Below are 24,065 nucleotides of genomic sequence, written 5' to 3'. Positions count from 1 at the left end.
TGACACGCGGAGGTCACCTGGACGTCATACGCATGTCATTCGAGTTTGGCGCCGCGTCGTTCCGGGATCAGGAACAGCGTCGCGAAGATGTCGAGCAGATAGATCGAAGCGAGCAGCGCGAGAGCGACCGCGAACGAATAATGCGCCGCGAGCGCACCCACCGTCACCGGACCAAAACCGCCCACTGCGCGGCCGATGTTGAAGAGAACGTTCTGCGCCGTGGCGCGCGCGTCGGTTGGGAAAAGCTCGGAAATCAGCGCGCCATAACCCCCGATCATGCCGTTGACGAACACACCCATCGCCGCGCCGCCGATCAGAAGCGCCGTCGGCGTGCTCAGGTGTGCGTAGACGAAGACCATGACCACGGCGCCCGCCTGATACAGCAGGAATGTCGGCTTGCGTCCAAAGCGATCGGCCGCGACGCCGAACAGCCAGATGCCGGCGGCCATGCCCAGCACCGTCGCCGCGGTCCACACACCGGATTTGGTGAGCGAATAGCCGAACGTCTTCGACAGATAGCTCGGCAGCCAGATCATCAAGCCGTAGTAGCCGAAGTTCTGGACCGAACACAGAATCGCGACGCCGATGCTTGCGCGCGTGGTGCGCGCATCGGCAACCAAGAGTTTCAGCGGAAGCTTGCGCATGCCGCGCGCGGCGCGCTCGGTGAACAGCGCGGGTTCTTCGACACGGCGCCGCACGAAGAACGACACCACCGCCGGCAGCAGACCGAGCGCGAACATGCCGCGCCAGCCGATCAGCGGCAACAGCAAGGGCGTCAGCAGCGCCGCCGCCAGCACGCCGAGCTGCCAGCCCAGCCCGACATACGAGGAGACCCGCGCTCGCTGCGACGCGGGCCAGGCTTCGGCCACCAGCGTCATGCCGATGCCGAACTCGCCGCCGAGCCCGATGCCCGCGATGGTGCGATACGTCAGCAGGTCGGCGTAACCCTGCGCCAGTGCGCACAAACCGGTGAAGACCGCGAAGATCAGGATGGTCCACGTGAGCATGCGCACGCGGCCGAAGTAGTCGCTCAACACGCCGAAGATCAGACCGCCCGCCACTGCGCCGATCAGCGTCCACGTGACGAGCGAGCCGGCCTGCGCCGAGCTCAGATGCAGATCGAGCGCAATGACCGGCAGCATGAAGCCGAGAATCAGCAGGTCGAAGCCGTCCATGGCATAGCCGAGCACCGAGGCGACCAGCGCGCGCCCGGCATAGCCACGGCGGGCGGGTTCGCGGGTTCCGGTCGGGGAAGAGGCGGCATTCATCGAAAGCGTTCCGTAGGTCAGACGGGGCGCGGCGGTCGCGCGTCCGGGAAATTCGCGTGAGTGTAAAGGCGTGCCTGGCGGCTCACAAGCAGGCAAAAATCCGCGAGTCGCCCGGCGTCGCACAATGCCGAAGCGCTGCGTGAAAAGCGCTCGCGCGTGCACGTGATAGCCGTCATTCGCATGCGCTGGGCATGACCGGCTCCTCGGAAGGTCCTGTTTCGGGTAAAATGTCGGGCTACGCGCGCAGCAAAAACCGGCCTGTACTCCACTGACCGGCTACGTATTTGCCTATCAAGGCGCCGCCCTTCACGGCGCGGCATACCTCGCTTGTTGCGCCACCGGGCCCCGCGCCCGCTTCTCCCGCTCACACCCAAGGATCCGCCCATGACAGGCTTCGATCGCCAGACGATCTCCGACACCACCGCCAAGATGCTGCTGGAAGTGCAAGCAGTGCACTTCAACGCGGAGAAACCGTACATTTTCACGTCCGGCTGGGCGAGCCCGGTTTATATCGACTGCCGCAAGCTGATCTCGTATCCGCGCGTGCGCCGCGGTCTGATGGAAATGGCGGAAGCCACCATCCTGCGCGACGTCGGCTATGAGCAGATCGACGCGGTCGCCGGTGGCGAAACCGCCGGCATCCCGTTCGCCGCGTGGCTCTCCGACCGTCTGATGGTGCCGATGCAATACGTGCGCAAGAAGCCGAAGGGTTTCGGCCGTAACGCGCAGATCGAAGGTCTGCTCACCGAAGGCCAACGCGTTCTGCTCGTCGAAGACCTGACCACGGACAGCCGCAGCAAGATCAACTTCATCAATGCGCTGCGCACGGCCGGCGCCACGGTGAACCACTGCTTCGTGCTGTTCCACTACAACATCTTCAAGGAAAGCGTGTCGGTGCTGAAAGACATCGACGTCGATCTGCACGCGCTGGCCACGTGGTGGGACGTGCTGCGCGTCGCGAAAGACAACAAGTATTTCGACACCAAGACGCTCGACGAAGTCGAAAAATTCCTGCACGCACCGGCGGAATGGTCGGCGGCGCACGGCGGCGCTACGGCTTCGCCGCAGTAATCTCCCGCCGTTTCATGCGGCGTGAATGAAAGAAGGCCGCCTGTCGACGAGACAGGCGGCCTTTCTGTTTTTGGCGAGCCGAATGTGAATGGCCGCCCACGCGACGACCGGCGTTACGGCGTATTGCTGCTCGACGACAGGTTCAGCAAGCCGTTGCTCTGCGCATACTGGAACAGCTCCGAATCACGATCGATGCCCAGCTTGCGCATGGCGGTGTTCTTCTGCGTGCTGATCGTCTTGATGCTGCGGTTGAGCTGTTCCGAGATTTCCTTGATCGTCTTGCCCGAGACGAACAGCCGTACGACTTCCAGCTCGCGCCGCGACAGCATGACTTCGTCGCTCTTGCCGCCGGCATTCATGCGCAGCGTTTCAAGCGACGCCTTGACCGACGGACTCATGTATTCCAGGTTGCGGCTGACATGCTGAACCGCCAGACCGATATGGCTCAGATCGTCCGACTTGTTGACGACCGAGTTCACGCCGAGTTCGCTCAGGCGCTTGAGAAGTGCGGCATTCTCCAGCATCGTCAGTACGACGATGGGCAGAGTAGGAAAATTGCGACGCAGATAGCCGATCAGCGGCAGGCCGTCGCCGAACTGGCCGCCGGGCATGGCGAGATCGGTGACCAGCACGTCGAACTCTACCGTTTGCAATATTTTGATCAACTCGGTTGATTGGCGTGCACGTGCTACGACCTGCATGCCGGGGAACTTGAGCAAAGCCTGTTCGGCGCCAAACAGAATCACGGGGTGGTCGTCTGCTACCACGACCCTGACCTTGGTGGGATCTTGCATTGCCCTCCCCTCTACGGATAAAACTCTCTCCAATACTTCAGACATGCGTTCTATTCTTGGTACTCAAACAGATGGGTGCGCGGCACAAAATTCGCGCGGACAATTGCTCTGACTATATCCGATTTCCAGTCGTCCAAGTCCCGCGCGCATCAAGAATGAAGCATCGTAGAGCTAATGTTAGACTCGATTCGACCTTGGGGTACAAAATAGGGACAATAATCATCGCGAGGACGTCCGCCTCGCGCCCTGACAGGAGAATCGGCACATGCGTTCGCGTTGCCTGGTCGTTTCGCTTGCTTCGCCCGTCCGCCGTATGCCGTCCTTCACCAGCGCGATGCTGAGTCTCGCGCTTTGCGCGGCGTATGGCCCGCATGCACTCGCCGAAGGTGCGTTCGCACTGAGCAGCGCCAGTTTCCGGGCGGGTGGCAACGTGGATAACGCGCAGGTTTTCAATCAGGACGACTGCAAAGGCGGCAATCGTTCGCCGCAACTGAGTTGGCACGATGCACCGGCCGGCACGCGCAGTTTCGCAGTCACCATCTTCGATCAGGATGCACCCGGCCGCGGCTGGTGGCACTGGGCCGTCGCCGGCATTCCGGCTAACGTCGTCAGCCTGCCGGAAAATGCCAGTTCGTCTGGTTTCCTGAAGAAACTCGGCGCGGTCGAAGCGCGCAACGACTTCGACACCGACGGCTACGGCGGTCCGTGTCCGCCGGCCGGCAAACCGCATCGATATGTCGTCACCGTTTATGCGCTCAACACAGCCGACCTGCGCCTCGCACAAGGACGGCCGGCGCTGATGTTCGATCACGAGATCGGCACGGCAACGCTCGGCAGTGCGCGTATGGTTGTCAGCTACGGGCGCTGACACCGCGCCCGCCGCGCCGCCTCTGCCTCACGCTGCCGCTGTCGTCGGCGCACGTCGTCGTTGCAGTGCCAGCCGGTTTCAACTGCCACCCTTCTCACGCTCATCCTTTCAACTTGTCGGAGAACGTCATGTCGAAGATCGTCATCGTGTATCACAGCGGCTACGGCCATACCAAACGTGTGGCCGAAGCCGTGCTGGACGGACTGACCGAAGCAGGCGCCGAAGCGCGGCTGCTGCCGGTCGGCGAGATCGACGACGACGCGTGGGGCGAACTTGCCGCGGCCGATGCCATCGTGTTCGGTGCGCCGACCTACATGGGCGGCCCGTCCGCCGACTTCAAGAAATTCGCCGACGCGAGTTCGAAGGCGTGGTTCGGCCAGACGTGGAAGGACAAGATCGCCGCCGGCTTCACCAACTCGGCGACCATGAACGGCGACAAATTCTCGACCATCCAGTATTTCGTCACGCTGGCAATGCAGCACGGCATGGTCTGGGCCGGCACCGGCATGATGCCGTCGAACACCAAGGCGGCGACGCGCAACGATCTGAACTTCGTCGGTGGCTCGACAGGATTGCTCACACAGTCGCCCGCCGACGCCACGCCCGAGGAAGCACCGCCCGCAGGCGACCTCGAAACGGCGCGCCTGTTCGGCGTGCGCGTGGCGGGCGTGACCGCGCGCTGGCTCGCCGGCGGCTGAGCGAGGTCATGAGCGTTTGCCGGCAGCTAAGCGCGGCAACGCCGCCTGCTGCGAAGTCGCCGGCATCGGCGCGCAACTGACGTGCATCAGGTCACGCCAATGTCACTTTCGGCGCGCATCGTCGTTTTTTTACCCTCGTTTCGCACGTCCGGCGCCATCACGTCTTAAAATGACGTTCCGGCGCCGCGTTGCGCCCCGTTTCCCCGCAAGCCAGTGAGATCGAGATGAGCACGAAAGTTTTTGTCGACGGACAGGAAGGCACGACCGGCCTGAAGATTTTTGAATACCTGTCGCAACGCGCCGACGTGGAAATCCTGCGTATCGAAGAATCGAAGCGCAAGGACCTCGAAGAGCGCCGTCGTCTCATCAACGCGTCCGACGTCACGTTCCTGTGCCTGCCGGACGTTGCCTCGCGCGAATCGGCCTCGCTCGTCGAAAACGACCGCACGGTGCTGATCGACGCCAGCACGGCGTTTCGCACCTCGGCAGACTGGGCCTACGGTTTGCCCGAACTGGCGCATTCGCAACGTGAGCGCCTGCGCACCGCGAAGCGTATCGCCGTGCCGGGCTGCCATGCGTCGGCGTTCGTGCTCGCCATGCGTCCGCTCGTGGAAGCGGGCGTGGTAGCGGCAGACTTCGCGGCTCACGCCTATTCGATTACCGGCTACAGCGGCGGCGGCAAGAAAATGATCGCCGAATACGAAGCCGGCGGTAACGACAAACTCAAGAGCCCGCGCTCGTACGCGCTGGGTCTCACGCACAAGCATCTGCCGGAAATGGCGGCACACACGGGCTTGAAGTCGGCGCCGATCTTCACGCCGATCGTCGGCGATTTCTACAAGGGCCTCGCCGTCACCACGTTCTTCTCGCCGAGCCAACTGGCCAAGAAGGCCACGCCGCAGGACGTGCAGGCACTGTTCGCCGAATACTATGCGGGCGAAGCGTTCGTCAACGTCGCGCCCTTCAACGCGGAAGCCAATCTCGACGAGGGCTTCTTCGACGTACAGGCGAACAACGACACCAATCGCGTCGATCTGTTCGTGTTCGGCAACGAAGAGCGCTTCGTCACCGTGGCGCGCCTCGACAACCTCGGCAAGGGCGCATCGGGCGCGGCAATCCAGTGCATGAACCTCGCTGTCGGCGCGCCCGAAGAAAGCGGCTTGAAACGCTAACCGGGGTCGCCGTACAAGCGGCAATTCCTCGTTGATCTCCGGAAAGCCGGTCTGCAAAGACCGGCTTTTCTGTTTTAAAAATCACGTATTTAAATTCCCTCTTTTTCGTTAAATCAGTAGTAGCCCGCATTACTTAAAAAAGAAAAATCGGACTGCTGATCTGTTTCGGTAATTCATTCCTCGAAATCGCTCGCACAGCAGAGTTTTCCGCCTGGGGAAACTCCGGATTTTTTGTCGAACGGTCGTTCGCAGATGATAGAGCCATTTTGCCGCAACGCCTGTCCCACAAGGCAGTGCGGCGAAGCAACGATGCTGCCTCGAAGCTCGAAAAAACCTTTTTTGTTTAAAAGGGCCGCTAAGCGCCGCCCGGTATGTGTCCTTCAAAAATTATGTTGTTTGAATCGCGCTTTTTAGACGGCTCATTCAATTGACAGGCATTAACCGCGCAGCGAAATTAGTTCGCACAATTACATGAAGGGAGACAGACGCATGTCGCACGCCATTACTCGAGGTCTGGCGATGGCCATTGCCGCGGCCCCATTGCTCATTGCATGTGGCGGCGGCAAAGCCGATAACCCCGGCACGATCAACTCGCCTCAATGCTCGGGTTCGAGTTGCGGCGTGCAAGGGCCGCCGGCTTCGAACGCGGGCAGCACGGCGTTGTGCCCGGCCACGGCGGACATCGTCAAATCGACCTATCTGGGTGGCGCGGGCAGCGGCGAAATCGTGCAATTGAATATCGACGCGACAGCCATGAAGTACACCTTGAAGTGGCTCGAGTCGCCGATTCCGCTGCGCACCGGCAGTGTCTCGCCGACGCGCGCAGGCACCACGATCACCGGCGCGGTCATTCATCCGCCCACCGGCGCATTGCCGACTGCCGAACAGATCCGCTGCGCCTTCATTCTCGGCGCGGGCACCGGCACGGCTGCCGGCGACGGCCAGCCCTACACCACGGCCGATTTCACCAACAACCCGAATCCCGCGACGATCCTCGTCGGACAGGGCGTAGCAGGCGGCGGCATTCCGGGCGCGACGGTGCAATTCGGCGGCGTCTTGGGCTTGGGCGCCGTGCCAAACCGTCACTTCGACTTTTACCCGTTCCTCGGCTTCGCCAGCACGACGACCGATCGCACCAAACTGGTCGGCACGTACAACGGCCTGCTTTATCACCTCTCGCCAACCGCCAGCTATGCAACGGTCGCAACCAACTCCGTCGAAACCTTCGACGCGAGCGGCAATTGCACCTCGCCGAGCTCGAGCGGCTGCCTGAGCACCGGCAATGCGCTGACCGTGAACAGCAACGGCTATCTCGACAGCACTAACCCGCCGCAGATCGTCCCAGGCACGAGTTCGGGAATCCTGCGTACCGGGAATTTCGGCACCGCCCACATGATTCTCGGCCAGATCAACGGCGCGACGGTACCGCTCGTGGTTCGCACGGGCCTCGCCAACGTCGGCGCACTGCAGATCGACGACGAATCCGGTATTGCGATGCTCGCCGCGGCCACGCCGCTGGCTACGGGTGGCTTCGACGGCGGTTACGTCGGCGCGGACTCCAACTTCAACTCCACCGCAACGCTGATTCAGGGTGGCATCGGCAGCTTCATCAATCCGTCCACTTCGGCACCGGAAGACGGCTTTGGGATCGCCTATGGTCTCGCCAGCCCCGGCCTCGTCGGCGTGCAAACGAAGAGCGGCAGTCAGGGCCTCGCCATCGCATCCGGCGGCCTCTACGCGATCGAGATTCAGGGCAAGGTCAACAACGGCGTCGCACCGACCTCGGCAATCGCGGGCTCCACGTCGGACGCCCCGTACTTCGGCATCGGCGCGCAGATCAGCAAATAAAAGCATCGCAGGACCGGTAGTTGGCAGCACACAACTAGAGCAATAGGTGGCCGGACTGGGAGCCGGCCACATACAACGAGAAAATTCTGGAGGCGGTATGAAATGGAGAATCCTTGCGGTGCTCGCTCTTGCAGCACCGTTGCTGGGGGCATGCGGTGGCGGCGGGGGCGGCAATGGAACGGTGACTGAGGCGCGACTGTGTCCCACGTCGCTCGACTACGGCACGGTGTTCACAGGCGGCGGCGGCGACGGCGAACTCGTCAAGCTGCAGATGGACACGACCAAGATGACCTGGCAGATCTCGTACATCGAGTCGCCGATTCCGGCGACCAACGGCACGGTCGCACCGACGCGCGCCGGCCAGAGCGCGACCGGCACGCTCACGCAGGAAACGCTGCTGCCGACCAACAAGCTCAATCAGTGCGCCTTCCGTTTGAACGGCGCGAGTCTCGACCCGAACCGGCCGGCGCGTATTTTTGTCGGCGAAGGCGTGGCAGGCGGCACGATTCCGGGCGCGGAAATCTCCTTCGGCGGCATTCTCGGCGTCGGCGCGGTGCCGGACACGACGTTCCCCTACTACCCGTTCATCGGTTTTTCGTCGATCGAAAAAGACCTCGCCAACGTGGCCGGTACGTATAACCAGGTCGGTTATCACCAGGTGCCGTCGCAGAACTTCGCGCCGGTCGCGGTCGACACCAAGATCACGATCAACGCGGACGGCACGTGGACCGAGTGCGACAACTCCGGTGTCAACGCGGGCAAGTGTCAGCAGCTCGGCACGAACTTCGTGCAGTCGTTGGACGGCAGCGGCGCTTTCGAGACCGACAAGTTCCTCGGCCAGGCCAAGCCCACGCTCGCCACCACGCCGAAAGCGCGCGGCTACATGATCGTCGGCAAGTTGCGCGGCGTGGTCGTGCCGATTCTGGTGCGCGCCGGCGCAGCGAACTCGTCGGTGACGACGCAGGTGAACGGCGAAACCGGTCCCTACGCCGACGACGAATCGGGCATCTCGATTCTCGCGCCGCAAAAGGCCATTACGACGAACTCACAGGACGGCGAGTACATCGGCGTCGATAGCCAGTTCGACTATCGCACCACGGCCTTCTCGGGCACGCAGGCCACGCTGCTGGATCCGTTCAACGCTTCGCAGGCATCGCTCGCGACCGCGCTGAATCTGGACTTCACGCAGACCGTGCCGGGCGTCGTGACCACCACCCACGTGGGCGCATCGACGGGCACCACACCGACCGGAAAGATGATCTTCACGGGCGGCGTGTTCGGCTACCTCGATCTGACCAACGCGGCGTCGCCGTACTTCACGATCGGCGCCTTCGTCCAGTAATGCGCGACGCACACGCCGCCTGATCACGCGGCGTGTGCATGCCGGCTGCCGCGCCCGTCCGGCGCGGTGTGGCCGGCGTTCACCCGTCATTCAGTGCAGCGGCTGGCCCGTCAGCCAGTCGCCGCTTGCCGCGCGCCATCGGCACGACGAGCGCCTCAGGAGGAGCAAAATGAAAAAAATCTATTTCGCGATACTGGCCGCATGTTTGTCCGCCAGTGCGCACGCCCAGCATGCGGGCGACAACGTGGCCGTGCTCGGCTGGTTCCACGTGATGCCGCAAGACTCGAGCACGCCGCTCACCACCAACGTCGCGCCGACGCCGATCAACACACCGCTGCGTCTGCCGAACTCGTTCACGTCGGCCGGCACGGGACTGTCCACCAATAGCGCCAACACGGTCGGCCTCGTGTTCAGCCACTATCTGACCGACCACATCGCCGTGACCACGGTGGCGGGCGTACCGCCGGTCTTCAAGATTTACGGCCACGGCACCATCAAGCCGCCCGGCCCGGCGGGCGCGCTGGGTCAACAGGATCTCGGCGATCCGCAGTCGAACCCGATCGTGAAAAGCGTTCGACAGTGGAGCCCGGCGCTGCTGTTCCAGTACTACTTCAACGCACCGACCGCAAAATTCCGGCCGTTCGTCGGTGTCGGCGTGTCGTACAACTGGTTCTCGGATATTCAGCTGGGTCAGAATTTCGTGACCTCGACGCAGAACAACCTCGGCGCGGTGCTGGCTGCCGGTGCCGGCAAGCCGGGACAAACGCAGGTGTCGGCGAAAGCGTCGTCGTCGTGGGCGCCGGTGTTCAACGCGGGTCTCGCCTACAACATCACGGATCACTGGGGCCTGGTGGCGTCGGTGACGTACATTCCGCTGAAGACGACGTCGTCGGTGATCATCAAGGCGGCGGACGGCACGGAACTCGGTGTCTCCAAAGCCGAGCTGAAGGCCGACCCGATCATTTCGTTCCTCGCCGTCTCGTACAAGTTCTGATCACGACGCGATAAGCGAAAGCACGCAAAAAAGCCGGCGATCCCGCAAAGGGATTCGCCGGCTTTCTTTTTGATCACGCAAGACGGATTGGCTCGACACGCTCTCGACGCCTTGCCCGCCAAATTCGGGGCAAAAAAAAGCCCGCCTAATTGGGCGGGCTGAATCCATATCAGAGGAGACATGGAGGAGACAAGAAGAACTATAGCAAATGCTTTGGTGCGTCGCAACATTCAAATTAGGGTTGACCCTCGGCGTTGCGTTAAAACAACAGCAGGCACCAAGTGGCATTCCCGGACTATTTAGTGCCGCACCAGCGCCATCATCGCGCCGAAGCCGACGAACACACCGCCCGTCAGCCGATTGAACATTTTGGCGACGCTGCGGCTCTTCAGTTTTGCGCCGATGCGCGTGCCGAATCCCGCGTACACCAGATACCAGCTCACTTCGATCACCGCGAACGTCGCGACCAGCACGCCGAACTGCGCCAGCTTGGGCTGGGTGGCGTCGATGAACTGGGGCAGCAGCGCCGCGGCAAATAGAATCGCCTTGGGATTGCTGCCGGCCACGAGGAATCCGTTGCGGAACAGGGCAAAGCGCGAGCGCGCCGGCTTGGCGGCCAGTTCATCGGCGGCGCCTGCGGCGGCTTCGTCGGCCGGGGCGCGCCAGGCTTTGACACCGAGATAGACCAGGTAAGCAGCGCCGATCATGCGCAGCGCGTTGAACATGGTCGGCCAGGCTTCCAGAAAAACGCCCAGTCCCGCCGCCGACACCGCCAGCATCAACACCAGCGCCGACAGGCAACCCGCCATCGTCGCGCTCGAACGACGCAGGCCGTGCTGGGCGCCGTGCGTCATCACCAGCAACATGTTCGGACCAGGAATAGCGGAAACGACGAAGACAGTGGCGACGAACAGCCACCAGGTATGCAGATTCATTGAAATCGACGCGAGAAAGAGGATCGGGCGGCTATTATGCCCCCCCGATCTTGTTCCCGGCTCGCTACGGCGCACGAAAACGTCGCGCGCCGCCTTACTCTATTGCGCAGACTTCGGGCGCTCAGCGCCCTGCCCGCCGCGCCGCGACCTGACCCAGCACGGCGAAGTCCTTCTCACCGTCGCCGTGAGCAATGGCTTCGATCAGGCTGTCGCGCACGACGCTGGCGATCGGCAACGGGGTCGTCACAGCGTCGGCGGCAGCCAGCGCGAGGCGCACGTCCTTCAGGCCCAGACGCGCCTTGAACAGCGCCGGCTCGTAGCGCTGCTCCGCGATCATCTTGCCGTAACCCTGATAGACCGGTCCGGGAAACAGGCCGCTCGTGATCACGTCGAGGAAATCCTGCATGGCGATACCGTGCCCGGTGACGAGCGTCGAGGCTTCGCCGAGCGTCTCGACCGCGGCCGCCAGCATGAAATTGGCGGCCAGCTTCATGACGTTGGCCTGCTGCGGCAACGAACCGATGCGCCACGTTTTCTGACCGATCGCGTCGAACAGCGGTTGCACGCGGTCGATCGCCTCGGCCGGACCGCCGGCGACGATCGTCAGCTTGCCGGCCGCCGCCACGTCGGGTCGTCCGAGCACCGGTGCAGCCACGTAGTCGACGCCTCGCGACGCGTGCGCGGTCGCCAGTTCTTCCGCCAGCGCGACGGAGATAGTCGCCATGTTGACGTGGATCAACCCGCGCGGAGCGTGCTCCAGCAAGGACGCGGTGATGACTTCGCGCAGTGCGGCATCGTCGGCGAGCATGGAGAACACGGCGTCGCCCGCAAACGCTTCGGCCGGCGTCGCGACGATCCGCGCACCTGCATCGGCGAGCGGCTGCGCGCGTTCCGGCGAGCGGTTCCACACACGCACCGAATGCCCAGCTTTCAGAATGTTTGCAACCATCGCGGCGCCCATCTCGCCGAGACCTATAAACCCGATGTCCATCTGTCGCTCCGTCTTCTAAAGAAATGGAAGTAAAGCACACCCATGCGACACCTGCAGGACAACACGCAGCCAAACAGAGTGCGATACTGCATTCATGGTCACCGCGACATTCCGCTTCTACGAGGAGCTGAACGACTTTCTCGCTCGGCCGCTGCGCCGGCGCGCGTTCAGTCATGCCTGCGCGCCCAGCGCCACCGCGAAGCATATGATCGAAGCGCTCGGTGTGCCGCATACCGAAGTCGAACTGATTCTGGTGAATGACGAATCGGTCGGTTTCAATCACCCACTTTCGGACGGCGATCGCGTTGCCGTCTATCCCCGGTTTGAAGCGTTCGACATCCAGCCGCTTCTGCGCGTCCGTGAGCAGCCATTGCGCACGACGCGTTTTATCGCCGACGCCCATCTCGGCGGTCTCGCGCCGCTCCTGCGGCTCGCCGGCTTCGATACGCTCTACGACAACCACTATCCGGACGCCGATATCGAAGCGCTCGCCGCTGCGCAACACCGCATCGTCCTGACACGTGACCGCGAGCTATTGAAACGCCGCACCATCACGCACGGCTGTTACGTCCGTGCGCTCAAACCGCGCGAACAGTTGCGCGAAGTGTTCGAACGGCTGGATCTCGCGCGCAGCGCACAACCGTTCCGGCTCTGCCTGATGTGCAATACGCCGCTGCGCCGGATCGCGAAAGAGGAAGTCGGCGAGCGCGCGCCCGAGGGCGTGCTGGAGCGGCACAAACAGTTCGTCACGTGCGACGTTTGCCAGCGGGTATTCTGGGAAGGTACGCACTGGCAACGAATGCGTGCGTTGATGGACAGCGTGTCGGCGCGCGGCAGGCCGCTCCACGCCGCGTCGAACGCGGCCGATAGCGAAGCCACGCGCGCCGCGAGTCAGGTCGCACCGGACGACGCCGTCTGAGTTCCACGCCTGCGCCCTCGCGCGGCGCCCGCCGCGATGCGTACAATGCGGGATTACTTATCTGGCAGAGGCCTTCCGTATGGCGATGAAAAAAACCGACCTTGAAAAGAACAAGGCACTCAAGCTGAACAACGCGATGAAGCTCTCCACGGCCGATCGCTTCGGTAAAGCTGCTGCCGCCGAGCCGAAACTCGACCGCCGCGAGCAGCGCAAGCTCGATCAGGCGCAGGGCCTCGTCGCATTTGCCTGCAAACTGAACGGCGAACTGGTTGCCGAGCTGAAAGAGCGCGCAGCCACACATCCGGAAGGCATGAGCGGTTTGCTGAACGAAGTAATCCGGCGCGGGCTCGCGGACTGAGCGCGTTCGAATCGGCGCAAGCCAGTTGCACGGCGCGGCGTGCAGATGCCGCCTGAAATACAAAAAGGCCAGAGCAGTTGCTCTGGCCTTTTTGCTGGTAACGCCAAACTAGCTACAGCTTAGTTTTGCGTGCCCTTGTCGTTCGTGCCCGCTGCCGAAGCTGCTGCCGAAACCGGAGCGCGCTTGCCGTGCGTCTTCAGCTTCTTGACGTGCTTCTTCGGTGCGGCTGCTGCAGCTGCCGGTGCTGCTGCGTCAGAAGCTTGTGCGAATGCTTGAACCGAAACCAGCGCGATCGAAGCGGCTGCGAGCGAGGCGATAACTTTTTTCATGTGTTGTTCCCCAAACCTGGACGACTAGTCGATGTGAATGAAATAGCTGCACGGTAGAGCGGACACGGCTTTTAGCCGAGTTCCGCTCCCCGCGGGAGAGTATTACGCAGTGTAGGCGGTTTGTCATGCCCAAAAGTCGATATGTATTTTCCGGGAGACAGCTTGCTTTCGGGGCGCTTTCACTCAATCAGCAGACCATATTAGGGAGATTACCTAGTCGTTCGTTAAACCAGGTTTCTCAGCAGACTCGCGGTTTCCTGCAACGCCGGCAGAACGCGATGTAGCGCGGCATTCGAGGACTCCTGCCCGATCGGCATACTGACGCTGATTGCCGCGACGACACTGCCATGCCGGTCGCGCAAAGGCACCGCGACGCCGCGCATGCCCAGTTCGAGTTGCTGGTCCGTGACCACGTAACCGGTCCGGCGAATGTCGCCGAGCACCTCCCGCAACTGACCGACCGTCGAATACGTGTGCGGCGTGAATACTTTGATCGGATACGACGCCAGCCACTGCTCGATCCGTTCGGGCGCCTGAAACGCCAGCAAAACCAGCCCAGCCGACGACAGCGGCGCCGGCGCCCGCGATCCCAGCACGAAGCCGACGGCCATCGCGCGATTCACCCCGTTGCGCGCCACGTACACCACGTCGTCCTCGTCCAGAATCGCGACCAGCGCGGTCTCCTGCACGGTTGCGGTGATGCGTTGCAGGAACGGCTGAACGGTGCGCGGCAAGCGCGCCGAATCCAGGTACGACTGGCCAAGCCGCAGGACCCGCGGCGCGAGCCAGAACAGCTTGCCGTCGGTGTCCACGTAGCCGAGTTCGCCAAGCGTCAGCAGATAGCGGCGCGCGGCCGTGCGCGACAGCCCGGCGCGGGCGGCCACCATGGTCGGCGTCATGCGCGCGTGCTCTTCGTCGAATGCTTCGATGATCGCCAGCGCTTTTGCCGCGCCGGCGATCCAGTCTTTTTCGTCCATTGCGTGTGCCCGATTGAAGCCGGCCGATCACCGTCAGTCGCGCCCGGCCGTTGCGCGATTATCGCGCGCGCCAGCGCCCGTGCCGATAAACGGCGGAACGTTGCGCGTATCATGACGGCGCGTCGACGTCGCATCACGCGTCACGCGCTGCACGAAACCCCGCACCGTCCACATCTTCTTGCCTGTCACTGCTTTGAATCCCGACACCCGTCAGCACCTGCGCGCCAACGTCCTCATGCTGATCGCCGCGATCATCTGGGGCTCCGCCTTCGTCGCACAACGTTTGAGTCTCGCCGAGATCGGACCGTTTCTATTCACCGGATTGCGCTTTCTGCTCGGCGCACTCGTTGTGCTGGTGACGATCGTCTGCGTGCGACGCGAGGCGCTCGCGGAATTGTCGAAGCGCGAGCCGGGCGGCGCTCGCGAGTTGCTCGGTGCGGGTGCGTTGCTCGGCGTCGTGTTGTCGGCGTCGATTTCCTTGCAGCAGATCGGTCTGCAGTACACGCGCATCGCGAACGCCGGCTTTATCAGCTCGCTCTACGTCGTGATCGTGCCATTGCTCGGCGTGCTGTTCCGTCATCGCACGGGCGTCGGCACCTGGCTCGGCGCGACGCTCGCTGCCGTGGGCATGTATTTCCTGAGCGTCAACGACCACTTCGCCGTTCTTTACGGCGACTGGTATCAACTCGCCGGCGCGCTGTTCATTTCCTTGCAGATGATGCTGGTCGGCCGCCTCGCGCAGCGCCACGACACGTTGATGCTGGCGCTCGTGCAGTTCGTGACCTGCGGGCTCGTGTGTCTGCTGATCGGTCTTGTCATCGAACCGATCAGTTTCACGGTGATCGCGCGCGCGGCACCGACCATCCTGTACGGTGGAGCGCTGTCGGTCGGCGTCGCTTATACGATTCAGGTGGTGGCGCAGAAATACGCGGCGCCGTCGCACGCGGCGGTGATTTTCAGCATGGAAGGTGTGTTCGCCGCGCTCGCCGGCTGGCTGGTGCTCGGCGAAACATTGTCGACGCGCGCCTTATTCGGCTGCGCGCTGATGCTGGCGGGATTGATCGTGTGTCAGGTCATGCCCGCGTGGCGACGCGGACGGAAGAGTCTGCCGAGCGCTTCGTCTTCGTGATTGCCGGCCGGCCTCGATTGACAAAGCGGCAGGTGGGCTGCATCGCTCATTCGGCCGCCCGTTTTCCCCTCAAGCCGCGCGCGGATGTCCGCTCCATTTGGGCGCGTCGGCGGTAGGCGGGAATACGCACCAGCAGCCGTCGTCGTGTCGGAAGAAAAACAGGCTGCGCGCGCCGGCTTCGACGCTCGTCTGCACACGCACATAGCGCCGGCCGCCGACTCGCGTACGGCTGAATTCGGTGACATGGACGGAATCCTGCGGACCAGGCGCCAGCCATTTATCGACGAGAAAGCGTAGCGATTGTTCGCTGGCGGCTCTCATGATCCGCTCCGGGCCGGCTTGTCGTGTTGCGGATCGCGTGCGGCGTCGATCGCGTCGTCATTCGCGTCGCTTTCGATTGCGCTATCGGTGAGTTCCGCGTCGTCGGCCGAAGCGGCCTGGGCGATCGTCCGATTCGTGGCCGCCGCGCGCAAGGTACTGCAATGCGCCGCATGCCGGATGTCGGAGAGAAGACGGACTAACTGTCGTGCTGATCTGCGTTTCATACATCCCCCGCACTGCACCAAAAACCTCAGAAAACACTTTAACTGTATGCCTCTATCGGGCGTTGTCGAATTCGTTTTGACGAAATAGCAACAGTTGCGCTCGCAAAAAGAGAGACGCAATCTTCGTACCGTCTCGCTTCAATGTGCGCGTTCATCGCCAGTCCGGTCTGTACGCTGCCGAGCGCAAAGAAGCGATGCATGAAGGGGGAAGAATCGGCAGGTAAAGTCGGCGTGAAGGAAAGTTATCCACATCGACCTCTGAATAACTCCGGGAAAGACCGCTGCAAAACCTGTGCGTGGATTCTTGATAAGAACGGCTCGCCACCTCGACCCAGCAAAGTTATCCCGGCTTTGTAGTTTTTCTACAGACGAGTTCAGCAGGGTTATTGAATTCGCATATCGTTGATGCGACTCGGAATTGCCGGGTTATCCACAGGATGGGTTAACCCTTGTTAACTACTACTACGTATACATACAAAGAGTAAACAACATAAGAAAAGCACGACTCGCTGATGCGATCGAAAGCGAGTCATGCTTTTTCAGGCGGCAGCCGACCGCTCCGCGTTCCGATCTACGGCGAGACGATCGGCGAAACCGTCGGCGAACTCGCGGGTTGAATCGCCGCGGCCTGGCCGATTGCATCGGGCATGGCCGGAACGGGCGCGGGAACCGTGATCTCCACGGGCATCGGCAACAGACGCGTTTCCACCCGGCTGTTTGCCACAGGCTGCGTGCGAACCACCGTCTGCAGATAGTGATCGATCAATCCGAAGAAACGGTCGTAGAACTTGCCGGAAGGAATCGTTTCGCTCGATATCTTCACCATTGCATCGCTGTTCGAACGGATCGGCAGAGACAGCGATCCCAACACGCTCAAACCGACGCTGGCCGACGTGTCGCTTTTCTTCAGCGCGAATCCGTTTTGCACGGCGTTCACGTACACGATGCTCGTGTCGCTCGCCTCCTCGCCCGGCGTGCAGACCACGTGAAATTCGACCACCACGTGGGTGTCGCCGGTCGGCTGAAAATTCTTCGTCCCGTCGACGGTGTCGGTCCGGGTCATCGTCGTCAGATAGCCCTGGCTCAGCAGCGCGCGACGCGCGGCTTCGCAGGTATCCGTGGTACTCGAATTGAAATTGCGCGCGTAAGGGCTCGCGCCGGTTTCGAACAATTCCTGCTGGAACTTCGGTTGCGGCGTGCTGCTGCACGCGGCGAGCGTCAGCAAGCCGAACAGTGACGTCGCGGTGACTTTGGAAAACGTGGTGAACATGATCGATCGCAAGATGAACTGCCTGACAAGCTGCATGAGCCCGATTGGGAATGCATTGTAGAGCGGTTAGCCTGCGTGCGTAAAAAACGCGCAGCCTCAAGTCTTACGGGACATGACGATCGATTACCGCGCGCCGCCCATGCAGCGGCACGAAAGAAAGCGCTTTAGCGAAGGCTAGTGAGGAAGTGCGGCAGGACTGGCCGTCGAGCCCGCTGCGCCCGCCGTGGTGGCCGGCAACGTGAAGGCGTTGGCCCAGGTATCCGACGAGTCGCAGCGATCGGCCTGATGGCCGTCGCAGGCGCTTTGGGCGTTGGCGTGCTGAGCGACGCCTGGCGGCGGTGCTACGTCGGCGAAGTCTTCCACCCGCATGCTGACTTTTTGCGCGTACGCCTGCGAGCCGCCGTAGCTTTTCAGCGCGGCGTTCATGTCGCCGTTTGCCGAGCGCATGTAGCCGTAGAGAATCGCGGAGCCGACTTCGATGTTGGCGGTCGGCTCGGTGAGGTCTTTCACATTCCTGAGCAAGCCGCGATGCGCGCCCGGCACCACCTGCATCAGACCGGTCGCACCGTTGGCGCCCTTGGCCTTTTCCTTGAAGCGGGATTCGATCGAGATGATGGCCAATAGAAGCGCCGGCGGGAGGGAATATTTGGATGCCGCGGATTGAACGGCGTCGGAAATCTTTTGCGCCTTTTCCTTTGCCAGACCGAACTTCTGCGTGAGATACGCCGACATGCGGTCGTTGTTTTCGTCAGCCGTCGCGGTCTGCATCAGGCCGAACGAAAGCACGATCAGGCACAGTAATCGGCTCATAACGGTGGACGGAAAAGGAAAGGAATCTGTCCATTATAGCTCTGCCCCTAAATCGTCCAAGGAATTGGAGTATTTCGTCTGATTTAAGCGCGCGTTTGCCAGAATTGGGTGTCACGACGCGATCACACCGTCGGTATAGGTTTTGGTGCATGTTCGGCTCACGCGGATCGCCCCCACCGCCGCTTGGGAGCCAATGATTTATCTTCCATAACATGTGCCGTTAGTTGCGAAATTAGAAGTGACTTTAGTTGCCGGGGCATTGTGACGGAGACAAGCCGCCTCAATTTGAGACAATGGGCGATCATCGGAAAAGCGCTTCCGGCAACATCACGACACGACGACGCTTTCGCATTTGCGCCGCCGTGTCATCGAACCAGAGACGTTTCCCGTCATGAGCAAGACTGCATTTATCCCGAGCATTCCCGCGACGTCCGAAGAAGACTTCGACGTTTCGGCCAGCTCGAAACTCGCCGGCTACCGACGCTTCTACGGCGTGCTGAAGGTGGTCCGAACCACCGACGGCCGCGTGCTCTTCCCGTTCGACGGCGCACCGGAACTCGGCCCTTACCCGACCAAGCTGGAAGCCACGGCAGCTGCTCAGGTGTACGGTGAGCACATCGTCGCCAGCGACCTCGCGCGACCGGAGATGTAAGCCGGCACGTTGCAGGGATACCGGTCGTCGCGTCACTTGACTGAGGAGCAGCGCATGACCGGTTCGCATCGAAGTGCCGCGGCAGGGCCGCTCAAATGCTGCGTGGCGATCCTCACCGCCCTCGCATGCCACGTGTGCCTCGCCGTCGATGCAGATGCCGACGCCGGCCCCGAGGCGCTCGGTAAGGCGGAGATCGTCCACGCGCAGGTCCGCATCGCCGCAATCCATCCGTCGACCAACAGCGTGACGCTGCGCGGTCCGCGCGGCAATCTGGCGGACGTCGACGTCGCGCCTGCCATCGCTGACGTCAGCAAACTGCGCGTCGGCGACAAACTCAACGTTGCGTATCAGCAGGCACTGCTTTTCCGCGTCGACAAGGTCGCGACGAAAGGGGTCCGCTCGCGCATCGAAACCACCACAGCCATTCCCGCGTCGGCGGGCTACGCGTCGTCTGCGCACAGGATCGTGGTCGTGGCGACGGTGCTCGGGATTGATCGCAAGACCCGAATGGTGACGCTGCGCGGCGCGAAGCACCGGCAGGCGTTGCGAGCCGCACCGGCGATCGCGCTAGACGATCTGAAGGTCGGCGACAGCGTGCGCGCGGAGTTCGTCTCGGCCGTTGCGGTCGAGTTGGTGAGAGATTGAAGCGCGGCCCGACGCAACACAGCAACGCATAAGCAAAAAAAACGGCCACCCGCAGGTGACCGTTTCTTCATTGGAGCGACTAGACCTCGCTCACTCCACCGTGACCGACTTGGCGAGATTGCGCGGCTTGTCGACGTCCGTGCCGCGCGCACAGGCCGTGTGATACGCCAGCAACTGCAGCGGCACCACGTGCAGGATCGGCGACAGCAAACCGTAGTGCTCCGGCATCCGGATCACGTGGATGCCTTCGTCGTTGACGATCTTCGTGTCCGCGTCGGCGAATACGTACAGTTGGCCGCCGCGCGCGCGCACTTCCTGGATATTCGACTTCAGCTTCTCCAGCAGCGCGTCGTTCGGCGCCACGGTCACGACCGGCATGGCTTCGGTCACGAGCGCTAGCGGTCCGTGCTTCAACTCACCGGCCGGATACGCTTCTGCGTGGATATAAGAGATTTCCTTGAGCTTGAGCGCGCCTTCGAGTGCGATGGGGTAATGCAAGCCGCGGCCGAGGAACAACGCATGCTCTTTCCGCGAAAACTCTTCCGACCACGCAATGATCTGCGGTTCCAGCGCCAGCACGCTATTCAGCGCCGCCGGCAAGTGACGCAACTGGCGCAGATACTCGGCTTCCTGCGACTCGCTCACGCGACCGCGCAGCTTGCCCAAGGTGACCGCCAGCACGAACAACGCGACGAGTTGCGTGGTGAACGCCTTGGTGGACGCCACGCCGATTTCGCGGCCCGCGTGCGTGAGGAACGACAACTCGGTCAGGCGCACCATGGCGCTCGTTCCGACGTTGCACACCGCCAGCGTGTGTTTGTGGCCGAGTTCCTGCGCGTGCTTGAGCGCGGCCAGCGTGTCCGCCGTTTCGCCCGACTGCGAGATCACCACCACCAGCGACTTCGGATTCGGCACCGACTCGCGATAGCGATATTCGCTGGCAATTTCCACCTGCGTCGGAATCTTGGCGACGGATTCCAGCCAGTACTTCGCGGTCAGCCCCGAGTAATAGCTCGTGCCGCACGCCAGGATCAGGAGGCTGTCGATGTCGGCGAATACCTTGTCGGCGCCTTCGCCGAACAGCGAACCGTCGAACGAGTCGGCCTGCGGGATGGTGTCGGTGATCGCGCGCGGCTGCTCGAAGATTTCCTTCTGCATGAAGTGACGATACGGGCCGAGTTCGACCGCGCCACCGTAGGCCGCGACCTGACGCACTTCGCGCTGCGCCTCATAGCCGGCTCGATCGGCAATGCGCACGCCTTCGAGCGACAGTTCGCACACGTCGCCTTCTTCGAGGAAGATGAAGCGCTCGGTGCTGCCGGCCAGTGCCAGCGCGTCCGAAGCAAGGAAGTTCTCACCGTTGCCGAGGCCAACCACCAGCGGCGAACCCTGACGCGCGCCGACCACCGTATGCGGCTGGTCCTTGTGCAACACGGCGATGGCATACGCACCGTGCAGTTGCGCGACAGCCTCGCGCACCGCCGCGAACAGGTCGCCGCGATACAGGCTGTGAATCAGGTGAGCGATAACCTCTGTGTCGGTTTGCGAGACAAACGTGTAGCCCTTGCCGCGCAGCATTTCGCGCAGCGTCTCGTAGTTCTCGATGATGCCGTTGTGTACCAACGCGAGCGTGTCTTTCGAGAAGATCGGATGCGCATTGTCGGTGACCGGCGCGCCGTGCGTGGCCCAACGTGTGTGGGCAATGCCCGTGATGCCTTCGAGATGACTCTCGCGCACCTGGTCGTCGAGATCCGCCACGCGCGCGACGCTGCGCGCCCGGCGCGGACCGTCGTCGCCGAGCACCGCGACGCCGCAGGAATCGTAGCCGCGATATTCGAGGCGACGCAGACCTTCGACCAGAACAGGAACGATGTTACGTTGCGCAACCGCGCCGACAATGCCGCACATGGCTTATTCCTTCTCAATGCTGAAGCTGGGTTCGAGGGAGCGCGCCTCGTGCGCGCGTCATGGCCATCAGCCTTTCTTTTTGGTCGGGCGTACGTAGCCCGTCTTGCTTGTTTGAGTCTTGTCGTTCAGAACCAGCACGTTTTCTTCGACGTCTTTCCAGACCGTGGTGCCCGCCGCGATCGTGACGCCGCGCTTCACGCGCACGGGCGCGACGAGTTGCGTATCCGAGCCGACGAAAACATCGTCTTCGATGACGGTGCGGGATTTGTTCGCACCGTCGTAATTGCAGGTGATCGTACCCGCGCCGATGTTCACGCGCGCACCGATGTCGGCGTCGCCGATGTAGGTGAGATGGTTCGCCTTCGATCCATGGCCGAGCACGGCATTCTTCACTTCGACGAAGTTGCCGACATGCGATTCGTCGTGCAATTTCGCGCCGGGACGCAGCCGCGCGTACGGACCGAGCACGGCATTCGCGCCGACTTCGGCGCCTTCGATATGCGTGAACGCATCGACGCGCGTGCCGGCGCCGATGGTCGCGTTGCGGATCACGCAGTTCGGCCCGATGCTCACGTTATCCGCCAGCACGACGCGGCCTTCGAATACGCAGTTCACGTCGATCGATACATCGCGGCCGCATTCCAGCGTGCCGCGCACGTCGATGCGGGCCGGGTCCGCCAGCGTCACGCCGGCGACCAGCAGGTCTTCGGCGACGTTGTGCTGATGAATCCGTTCGAGTTCGGCGAGTTGCTGCTTGCTGTTCACGCCGAGCGTTTCCCACTCGTCGTCAGGCTGCGAGGTGACCACTTCGAGACCGGCCTCGATCGCCATTTCCACTGCGTCGGTCAGATAGAACTCGCCTTGCGCGTTGTCGTTCTTCAGCGCGGCGAGCCAGTTGCCGAGGCGTTCGGTAGGCGCGACGATGATGCCGGTATTGATTTCCGCGATCCGCAACTGCTCCGGCGACGCGTCTTTCTGTTCGACGATGCGCGCCACCTTGCCGCCGGCATCGCGCACGATCCGGCCATAGCCGCTGGGGTCCGCGAGCGTGACGGTCAGCACGCCATAGCCGCCTTCTCCGGCGCGCTCGGTCAGCGCGCGTAGGGTGCTGGCGCGCGTGAGCGGCACGTCGCCGTAAAGCACGAGCGTGGGCACGGAGGGATCGAGTAGCGGAAGTGCCTGCTGCACTGCGTGGCCGGTGCCGAGTTGCTGCTCCTGCACGGCGAACTGCACGTCCGGCGCTGCCACGGCTTTGCGAACGGCCTCGGCGCCGTGGCCGATCACCACGACGAGGCGAGTGGGCTCGAGCGTGCGGGCAGTGTCGATGACATGAGTGAGGAGCGGCCGACCGGCGAGAGGATGGAGCACCTTGGGAAGCGCGGAACGCATGCGCTTGCCGGTGCCTGCCGCCAAAATCACGATGTTCATGGGGTCGGCGAATGGGCTAGTTTGGAGGCGCCAATTCTAGCATGCGACCTACAACGAAAAGGGCCGCTCGCGCGGCCCTTTTACTCGTTTCACGGCCCGAAAACCTTGGCAGGCCGGGCCTTGCGCGCGATCGTCAGAGATCGTCGAACTGGACGATGGAGATCGGTTTCGATGCGCCAGGCATGAGGTTATCGGTGCTGTCGGTCGAACACGGTTCCTCGTCGAACGCGATATCGCCTTGCGGATCGGCCTCGCCGGTCGCACGCAAGCCGGCGAACGGGAACAGCTGGTGATCCATCAGGTGCGACGGCACGATGTTCGACAATGCATTGAACATATTTTCGATGCGCCCCGGGAAACGCTTCTCCCAGTCGCGAATCAGCGCCTTCATTTCCGCGCGCTTCAGGTTCGGCTGGCTGCCGCACAGATTGCACGGAATGATCGGGAATTCGCGCAGTTCCGCGTACTTTTCCAGATCGGTTTCCTTCACGTACGCGAGCGGCCGGATCACGATGTTCTTGCCGTCGTCCGATTGCAGCTTGGGCGGCATGCCCTTCAGCTTGCCGCCGTAGAACATGTTCAGCAGCAGCGTTTGCAGGATGTCGTCACGGTGATGGCCGAGCGCGATCTTGGTCGCGCCGAGTTCGCCCGCCACCCGATACAGAATGCCGCGGCGCAGGCGCGAACACAGCGAACAGGTGGTCTTGCCCTCGGGCACCAGGCGCTTGACGATGCTGTACGTATCCTGGTTCTCGATGTGAAACGGAATGTCGAGTTGCTTCAGGTATTCGGGCAGCACGTGTTCGGGGAAGCCGGGCTGCTTCTGGTCCAGATTCACCGCGACGATGTCGAAGTTGATGGGTGCGCGCTCGCGCAAGCGCATCAGGATTTCGAGCATGGCGTAGCTGTCTTTGCCGCCCGACAGGCACACCATGACCTTGTCGCCTTCCTCGATCATGTTGAAGTCGCCGATCGCCTCGCCGACCTGGCGCGCGAGACGCTTGAACAGCTTGTTGTTCTCGTACGCTTCTTTCTGCTCGCGACGCGTCAGCGGCGCCTTGACCTTGACGTCGCTCGCCGTGGTGGTTTCATTCAGGATTTCCGGAGCGTTCAT

Annotated in this window: 25 protein-coding genes; 12 read left to right on the top strand and 13 right to left on the bottom strand. The window is 62.4% G+C overall.

Annotated features, from left to right (window positions below; translation table 11 throughout):
- Positions 1 to 35: 35 nt before the first annotated feature.
- A complete protein-coding gene (locus tag P3T18_RS11615) occupies positions 36 to 1,268 on the bottom strand; it encodes an MFS transporter (protein WP_429300035.1) in 1,233 nt (410 codons plus the stop codon).
- A gap of 384 nt (positions 1,269 to 1,652) precedes the next feature.
- Between P3T18_RS11615 and P3T18_RS11610 the strand changes: the two genes are divergently transcribed.
- Positions 1,653 to 2,339, top strand: a complete 687-nt coding sequence (locus tag P3T18_RS11610; RefSeq protein ID WP_233832456.1) for an orotate phosphoribosyltransferase — start codon at positions 1,653 to 1,655, stop codon at positions 2,337 to 2,339.
- Positions 2,340 to 2,452: 113 nt separating this feature from the next.
- Here the strand turns inward: P3T18_RS11610 and P3T18_RS11605 are convergent, their stop codons facing one another.
- Positions 2,453 to 3,133, bottom strand: a complete 681-nt coding sequence (locus P3T18_RS11605) for a response regulator (RefSeq protein WP_429300034.1) — start codon at positions 3,131 to 3,133, stop codon at positions 2,453 to 2,455.
- Between the two features lie 265 nt (positions 3,134 to 3,398).
- On the opposite strand from P3T18_RS11605, the gene P3T18_RS11600 reads away from it, so the two are divergent.
- From P3T18_RS11600 to P3T18_RS11575, 6 genes are all read left to right on the top strand, one after another.
- Positions 3,399 to 4,001, top strand: coding sequence for a YbhB/YbcL family Raf kinase inhibitor-like protein (locus tag P3T18_RS11600; protein ID WP_429300033.1), 603 nt, complete (start codon positions 3,399 to 3,401; stop codon positions 3,999 to 4,001).
- Positions 4,002 to 4,129: 128 nt separating this feature from the next.
- Entirely contained in the window at positions 4,130 to 4,699 is a 570-nt protein-coding gene (locus tag P3T18_RS11595) for a flavodoxin family protein (RefSeq protein WP_429300032.1), read from the top strand.
- Positions 4,700 to 4,923: 224 nt separating this feature from the next.
- A complete protein-coding gene (argC, locus tag P3T18_RS11590) occupies positions 4,924 to 5,871 on the top strand; it encodes an N-acetyl-gamma-glutamyl-phosphate reductase (RefSeq protein ID WP_429300031.1) in 948 nt (315 codons plus the stop codon).
- 489 nt (positions 5,872 to 6,360) lie between these two features.
- Positions 6,361 to 7,719, top strand: a complete 1,359-nt coding sequence (locus P3T18_RS11585; RefSeq protein ID WP_429300030.1) for a DUF2957 domain-containing protein — start codon at positions 6,361 to 6,363, stop codon at positions 7,717 to 7,719.
- Between the two features lie 97 nt (positions 7,720 to 7,816).
- The gene (locus P3T18_RS11580; protein WP_429300029.1) at positions 7,817 to 9,061 is read left to right on the top strand and encodes a DUF2957 domain-containing protein; all 1,245 of its coding nucleotides are present in this window, start codon (positions 7,817 to 7,819) and stop codon (positions 9,059 to 9,061) included.
- Between the two features lie 169 nt (positions 9,062 to 9,230).
- A complete protein-coding gene (locus tag P3T18_RS11575; protein ID WP_429300028.1) occupies positions 9,231 to 10,055 on the top strand; it encodes an OmpW/AlkL family protein in 825 nt (274 codons plus the stop codon).
- Between the two features lie 299 nt (positions 10,056 to 10,354).
- Here P3T18_RS11575 and P3T18_RS11570 read toward each other — a convergent pair whose 3' ends face one another.
- Entirely contained in the window at positions 10,355 to 10,990 is a 636-nt protein-coding gene (locus tag P3T18_RS11570) for a LysE family translocator (RefSeq protein ID WP_429300027.1), read from the bottom strand.
- A 121-nt stretch (positions 10,991 to 11,111) separates the two neighbouring features.
- Positions 11,112 to 11,981, bottom strand: a complete 870-nt coding sequence (locus P3T18_RS11565) for an NAD(P)-dependent oxidoreductase (RefSeq protein WP_429300026.1) — start codon at positions 11,979 to 11,981, stop codon at positions 11,112 to 11,114.
- A 94-nt stretch (positions 11,982 to 12,075) separates the two neighbouring features.
- Here P3T18_RS11565 and P3T18_RS11560 point away from each other — a divergent pair, with 94 nt between their 5' ends.
- Both P3T18_RS11560 and P3T18_RS11555 read left to right on the top strand, forming a co-directional pair.
- Positions 12,076 to 12,900: a Mut7-C RNAse domain-containing protein gene (locus P3T18_RS11560; protein ID WP_429300025.1), complete on the top strand. Its 825-nt coding sequence runs from the start codon at positions 12,076 to 12,078 to the stop codon at positions 12,898 to 12,900.
- A gap of 79 nt (positions 12,901 to 12,979) precedes the next feature.
- Positions 12,980 to 13,258, top strand: coding sequence for a hypothetical protein (locus tag P3T18_RS11555; RefSeq protein ID WP_429300024.1), 279 nt, complete (start codon positions 12,980 to 12,982; stop codon positions 13,256 to 13,258).
- A gap of 119 nt (positions 13,259 to 13,377) precedes the next feature.
- On the opposite strand, the gene P3T18_RS11550 is transcribed toward P3T18_RS11555, so the two are convergent.
- Positions 13,378 to 13,587: a hypothetical protein gene (locus tag P3T18_RS11550; RefSeq protein ID WP_429300023.1), complete on the bottom strand. Its 210-nt coding sequence runs from the start codon at positions 13,585 to 13,587 to the stop codon at positions 13,378 to 13,380.
- Between the two features lie 224 nt (positions 13,588 to 13,811).
- Positions 13,812 to 14,564, bottom strand: coding sequence for an IclR family transcriptional regulator domain-containing protein (locus P3T18_RS11545; protein WP_429300022.1), 753 nt, complete (start codon positions 14,562 to 14,564; stop codon positions 13,812 to 13,814).
- Positions 14,565 to 14,757: 193 nt separating this feature from the next.
- On the opposite strand from P3T18_RS11545, the gene P3T18_RS11540 reads away from it, so the two are divergent.
- Positions 14,758 to 15,693, top strand: a complete 936-nt coding sequence (locus tag P3T18_RS11540) for a DMT family transporter (protein WP_429300021.1) — start codon at positions 14,758 to 14,760, stop codon at positions 15,691 to 15,693.
- Positions 15,694 to 15,762: 69 nt separating this feature from the next.
- Here P3T18_RS11540 and P3T18_RS11535 read toward each other — a convergent pair whose 3' ends face one another.
- The 4 genes from P3T18_RS11535 to P3T18_RS11520 form a co-directional block, all read right to left on the bottom strand.
- On the bottom strand, positions 15,763 to 16,014 hold the full coding sequence (locus tag P3T18_RS11535) for a hypothetical protein (RefSeq protein ID WP_429300020.1): 252 nt from the start codon (positions 16,012 to 16,014) through the stop codon (positions 15,763 to 15,765).
- The gene (locus P3T18_RS11530; RefSeq protein WP_429300019.1) at positions 16,011 to 16,238 is read right to left on the bottom strand and encodes a hypothetical protein; all 228 of its coding nucleotides are present in this window, start codon (positions 16,236 to 16,238) and stop codon (positions 16,011 to 16,013) included. The genes P3T18_RS11535 and P3T18_RS11530 overlap by 4 nt, the downstream gene beginning before the upstream one ends.
- 571 nt (positions 16,239 to 16,809) lie before the next feature.
- Positions 16,810 to 17,508 (bottom strand): DUF2242 domain-containing protein, encoded by a 699-nt coding sequence (locus P3T18_RS11525; RefSeq protein ID WP_429300018.1) that lies wholly within the window; start codon positions 17,506 to 17,508, stop codon positions 16,810 to 16,812.
- 174 nt (positions 17,509 to 17,682) lie between these two features.
- Positions 17,683 to 18,318, bottom strand: coding sequence for a lytic transglycosylase domain-containing protein (locus tag P3T18_RS11520; RefSeq protein WP_429300017.1), 636 nt, complete (start codon positions 18,316 to 18,318; stop codon positions 17,683 to 17,685).
- A 391-nt stretch (positions 18,319 to 18,709) separates the two neighbouring features.
- On the opposite strand from P3T18_RS11520, the gene P3T18_RS11515 reads away from it, so the two are divergent.
- Both P3T18_RS11515 and P3T18_RS11510 read left to right on the top strand, forming a co-directional pair.
- Positions 18,710 to 18,970 carry a DUF6723 family protein gene (locus tag P3T18_RS11515; protein WP_429300016.1) on the top strand — a complete coding sequence of 87 codons (261 nt, stop codon included), beginning with the start codon at positions 18,710 to 18,712 and terminating at the stop codon, positions 18,968 to 18,970.
- Positions 18,971 to 19,072: 102 nt separating this feature from the next.
- Positions 19,073 to 19,615, top strand: a complete 543-nt coding sequence (locus tag P3T18_RS11510; RefSeq protein ID WP_429300015.1) for a hypothetical protein — start codon at positions 19,073 to 19,075, stop codon at positions 19,613 to 19,615.
- A 90-nt stretch (positions 19,616 to 19,705) separates the two neighbouring features.
- Here the strand turns inward: P3T18_RS11510 and glmS are convergent, their stop codons facing one another.
- The 3 genes from glmS to ttcA all read right to left on the bottom strand — a co-directional run bounded on the left by glmS (position 19,706) and on the right by ttcA (position 24,065).
- Positions 19,706 to 21,523: a glutamine--fructose-6-phosphate transaminase (isomerizing) gene (gene glmS / locus P3T18_RS11505; RefSeq protein WP_429300014.1), complete on the bottom strand. Its 1,818-nt coding sequence runs from the start codon at positions 21,521 to 21,523 to the stop codon at positions 19,706 to 19,708.
- Between the two features lie 66 nt (positions 21,524 to 21,589).
- Positions 21,590 to 22,951, bottom strand: a complete 1,362-nt coding sequence (gene glmU, locus P3T18_RS11500) for a bifunctional UDP-N-acetylglucosamine diphosphorylase/glucosamine-1-phosphate N-acetyltransferase GlmU (RefSeq protein WP_429300013.1) — start codon at positions 22,949 to 22,951, stop codon at positions 21,590 to 21,592.
- 133 nt (positions 22,952 to 23,084) lie between these two features.
- Positions 23,085 to 24,065 (bottom strand): tRNA 2-thiocytidine(32) synthetase TtcA, encoded by a 981-nt coding sequence (gene ttcA / locus P3T18_RS11495; protein WP_429300012.1) that lies wholly within the window; start codon positions 24,063 to 24,065, stop codon positions 23,085 to 23,087.

The organism is Paraburkholderia sp. GAS199, assembly GCF_050436585.1.
GTDB lineage: Bacteria > Pseudomonadota > Gammaproteobacteria > Burkholderiales > Burkholderiaceae > Paraburkholderia.
Note: the sequence above shows the minus strand (reverse complement) of the source record. Positions and strands in the feature narration are given on the sequence as shown.

Coding starts and splice junctions, on each gene's coding strand:
- P3T18_RS11525 (WP_429300018.1), bottom strand. CDS start 17,508: ATGTTCACCACGTTTTCCAAAGTCACCGCGACGTCACTGTTCGGCTTG.
- glmU (WP_429300013.1), bottom strand. CDS start 22,951: ATGAACATCGTGATTTTGGCGGCAGGCACCGGCAAGCGCATGCGTTCC.
- P3T18_RS11515 (WP_429300016.1), top strand. CDS start 18,710: ATGAGCAAGACTGCATTTATCCCGAGCATTCCCGCGACGTCCGAAGAA.
- P3T18_RS11585 (WP_429300030.1), top strand. CDS start 6,361: ATGTCGCACGCCATTACTCGAGGTCTGGCGATGGCCATTGCCGCGGCC.
- P3T18_RS11595 (WP_429300032.1), top strand. CDS start 4,130: ATGTCGAAGATCGTCATCGTGTATCACAGCGGCTACGGCCATACCAAA.
- P3T18_RS11575 (WP_429300028.1), top strand. CDS start 9,231: ATGAAAAAAATCTATTTCGCGATACTGGCCGCATGTTTGTCCGCCAGT.
- P3T18_RS11610 (WP_233832456.1), top strand. CDS start 1,653: ATGACAGGCTTCGATCGCCAGACGATCTCCGACACCACCGCCAAGATG.
- P3T18_RS11520 (WP_429300017.1), bottom strand. CDS start 18,318: ATGAGCCGATTACTGTGCCTGATCGTGCTTTCGTTCGGCCTGATGCAG.
- P3T18_RS11550 (WP_429300023.1), bottom strand. CDS start 13,587: ATGAAAAAAGTTATCGCCTCGCTCGCAGCCGCTTCGATCGCGCTGGTT.
- P3T18_RS11555 (WP_429300024.1), top strand. CDS start 12,980: ATGGCGATGAAAAAAACCGACCTTGAAAAGAACAAGGCACTCAAGCTG.
- P3T18_RS11565 (WP_429300026.1), bottom strand. CDS start 11,981: ATGGACATCGGGTTTATAGGTCTCGGCGAGATGGGCGCCGCGATGGTT.
- ttcA (WP_429300012.1), bottom strand. CDS start 24,065: ATGAACGCTCCGGAAATCCTGAATGAAACCACCACGGCGAGCGACGTC.
- P3T18_RS11605 (WP_429300034.1), bottom strand. CDS start 3,133: ATGCAAGATCCCACCAAGGTCAGGGTCGTGGTAGCAGACGACCACCCC.
- P3T18_RS11570 (WP_429300027.1), bottom strand. CDS start 10,990: ATGAATCTGCATACCTGGTGGCTGTTCGTCGCCACTGTCTTCGTCGTT.
- P3T18_RS11580 (WP_429300029.1), top strand. CDS start 7,817: ATGAAATGGAGAATCCTTGCGGTGCTCGCTCTTGCAGCACCGTTGCTG.
- P3T18_RS11560 (WP_429300025.1), top strand. CDS start 12,076: ATGGTCACCGCGACATTCCGCTTCTACGAGGAGCTGAACGACTTTCTC.
- P3T18_RS11615 (WP_429300035.1), bottom strand. CDS start 1,268: ATGAATGCCGCCTCTTCCCCGACCGGAACCCGCGAACCCGCCCGCCGT.
- P3T18_RS11535 (WP_429300020.1), bottom strand. CDS start 16,014: ATGAGAGCCGCCAGCGAACAATCGCTACGCTTTCTCGTCGATAAATGG.
- P3T18_RS11545 (WP_429300022.1), bottom strand. CDS start 14,564: ATGGACGAAAAAGACTGGATCGCCGGCGCGGCAAAAGCGCTGGCGATC.
- glmS (WP_429300014.1), bottom strand. CDS start 21,523: ATGTGCGGCATTGTCGGCGCGGTTGCGCAACGTAACATCGTTCCTGTT.
- P3T18_RS11600 (WP_429300033.1), top strand. CDS start 3,399: ATGCGTTCGCGTTGCCTGGTCGTTTCGCTTGCTTCGCCCGTCCGCCGT.
- argC (WP_429300031.1), top strand. CDS start 4,924: ATGAGCACGAAAGTTTTTGTCGACGGACAGGAAGGCACGACCGGCCTG.
- P3T18_RS11530 (WP_429300019.1), bottom strand. CDS start 16,238: ATGAAACGCAGATCAGCACGACAGTTAGTCCGTCTTCTCTCCGACATC.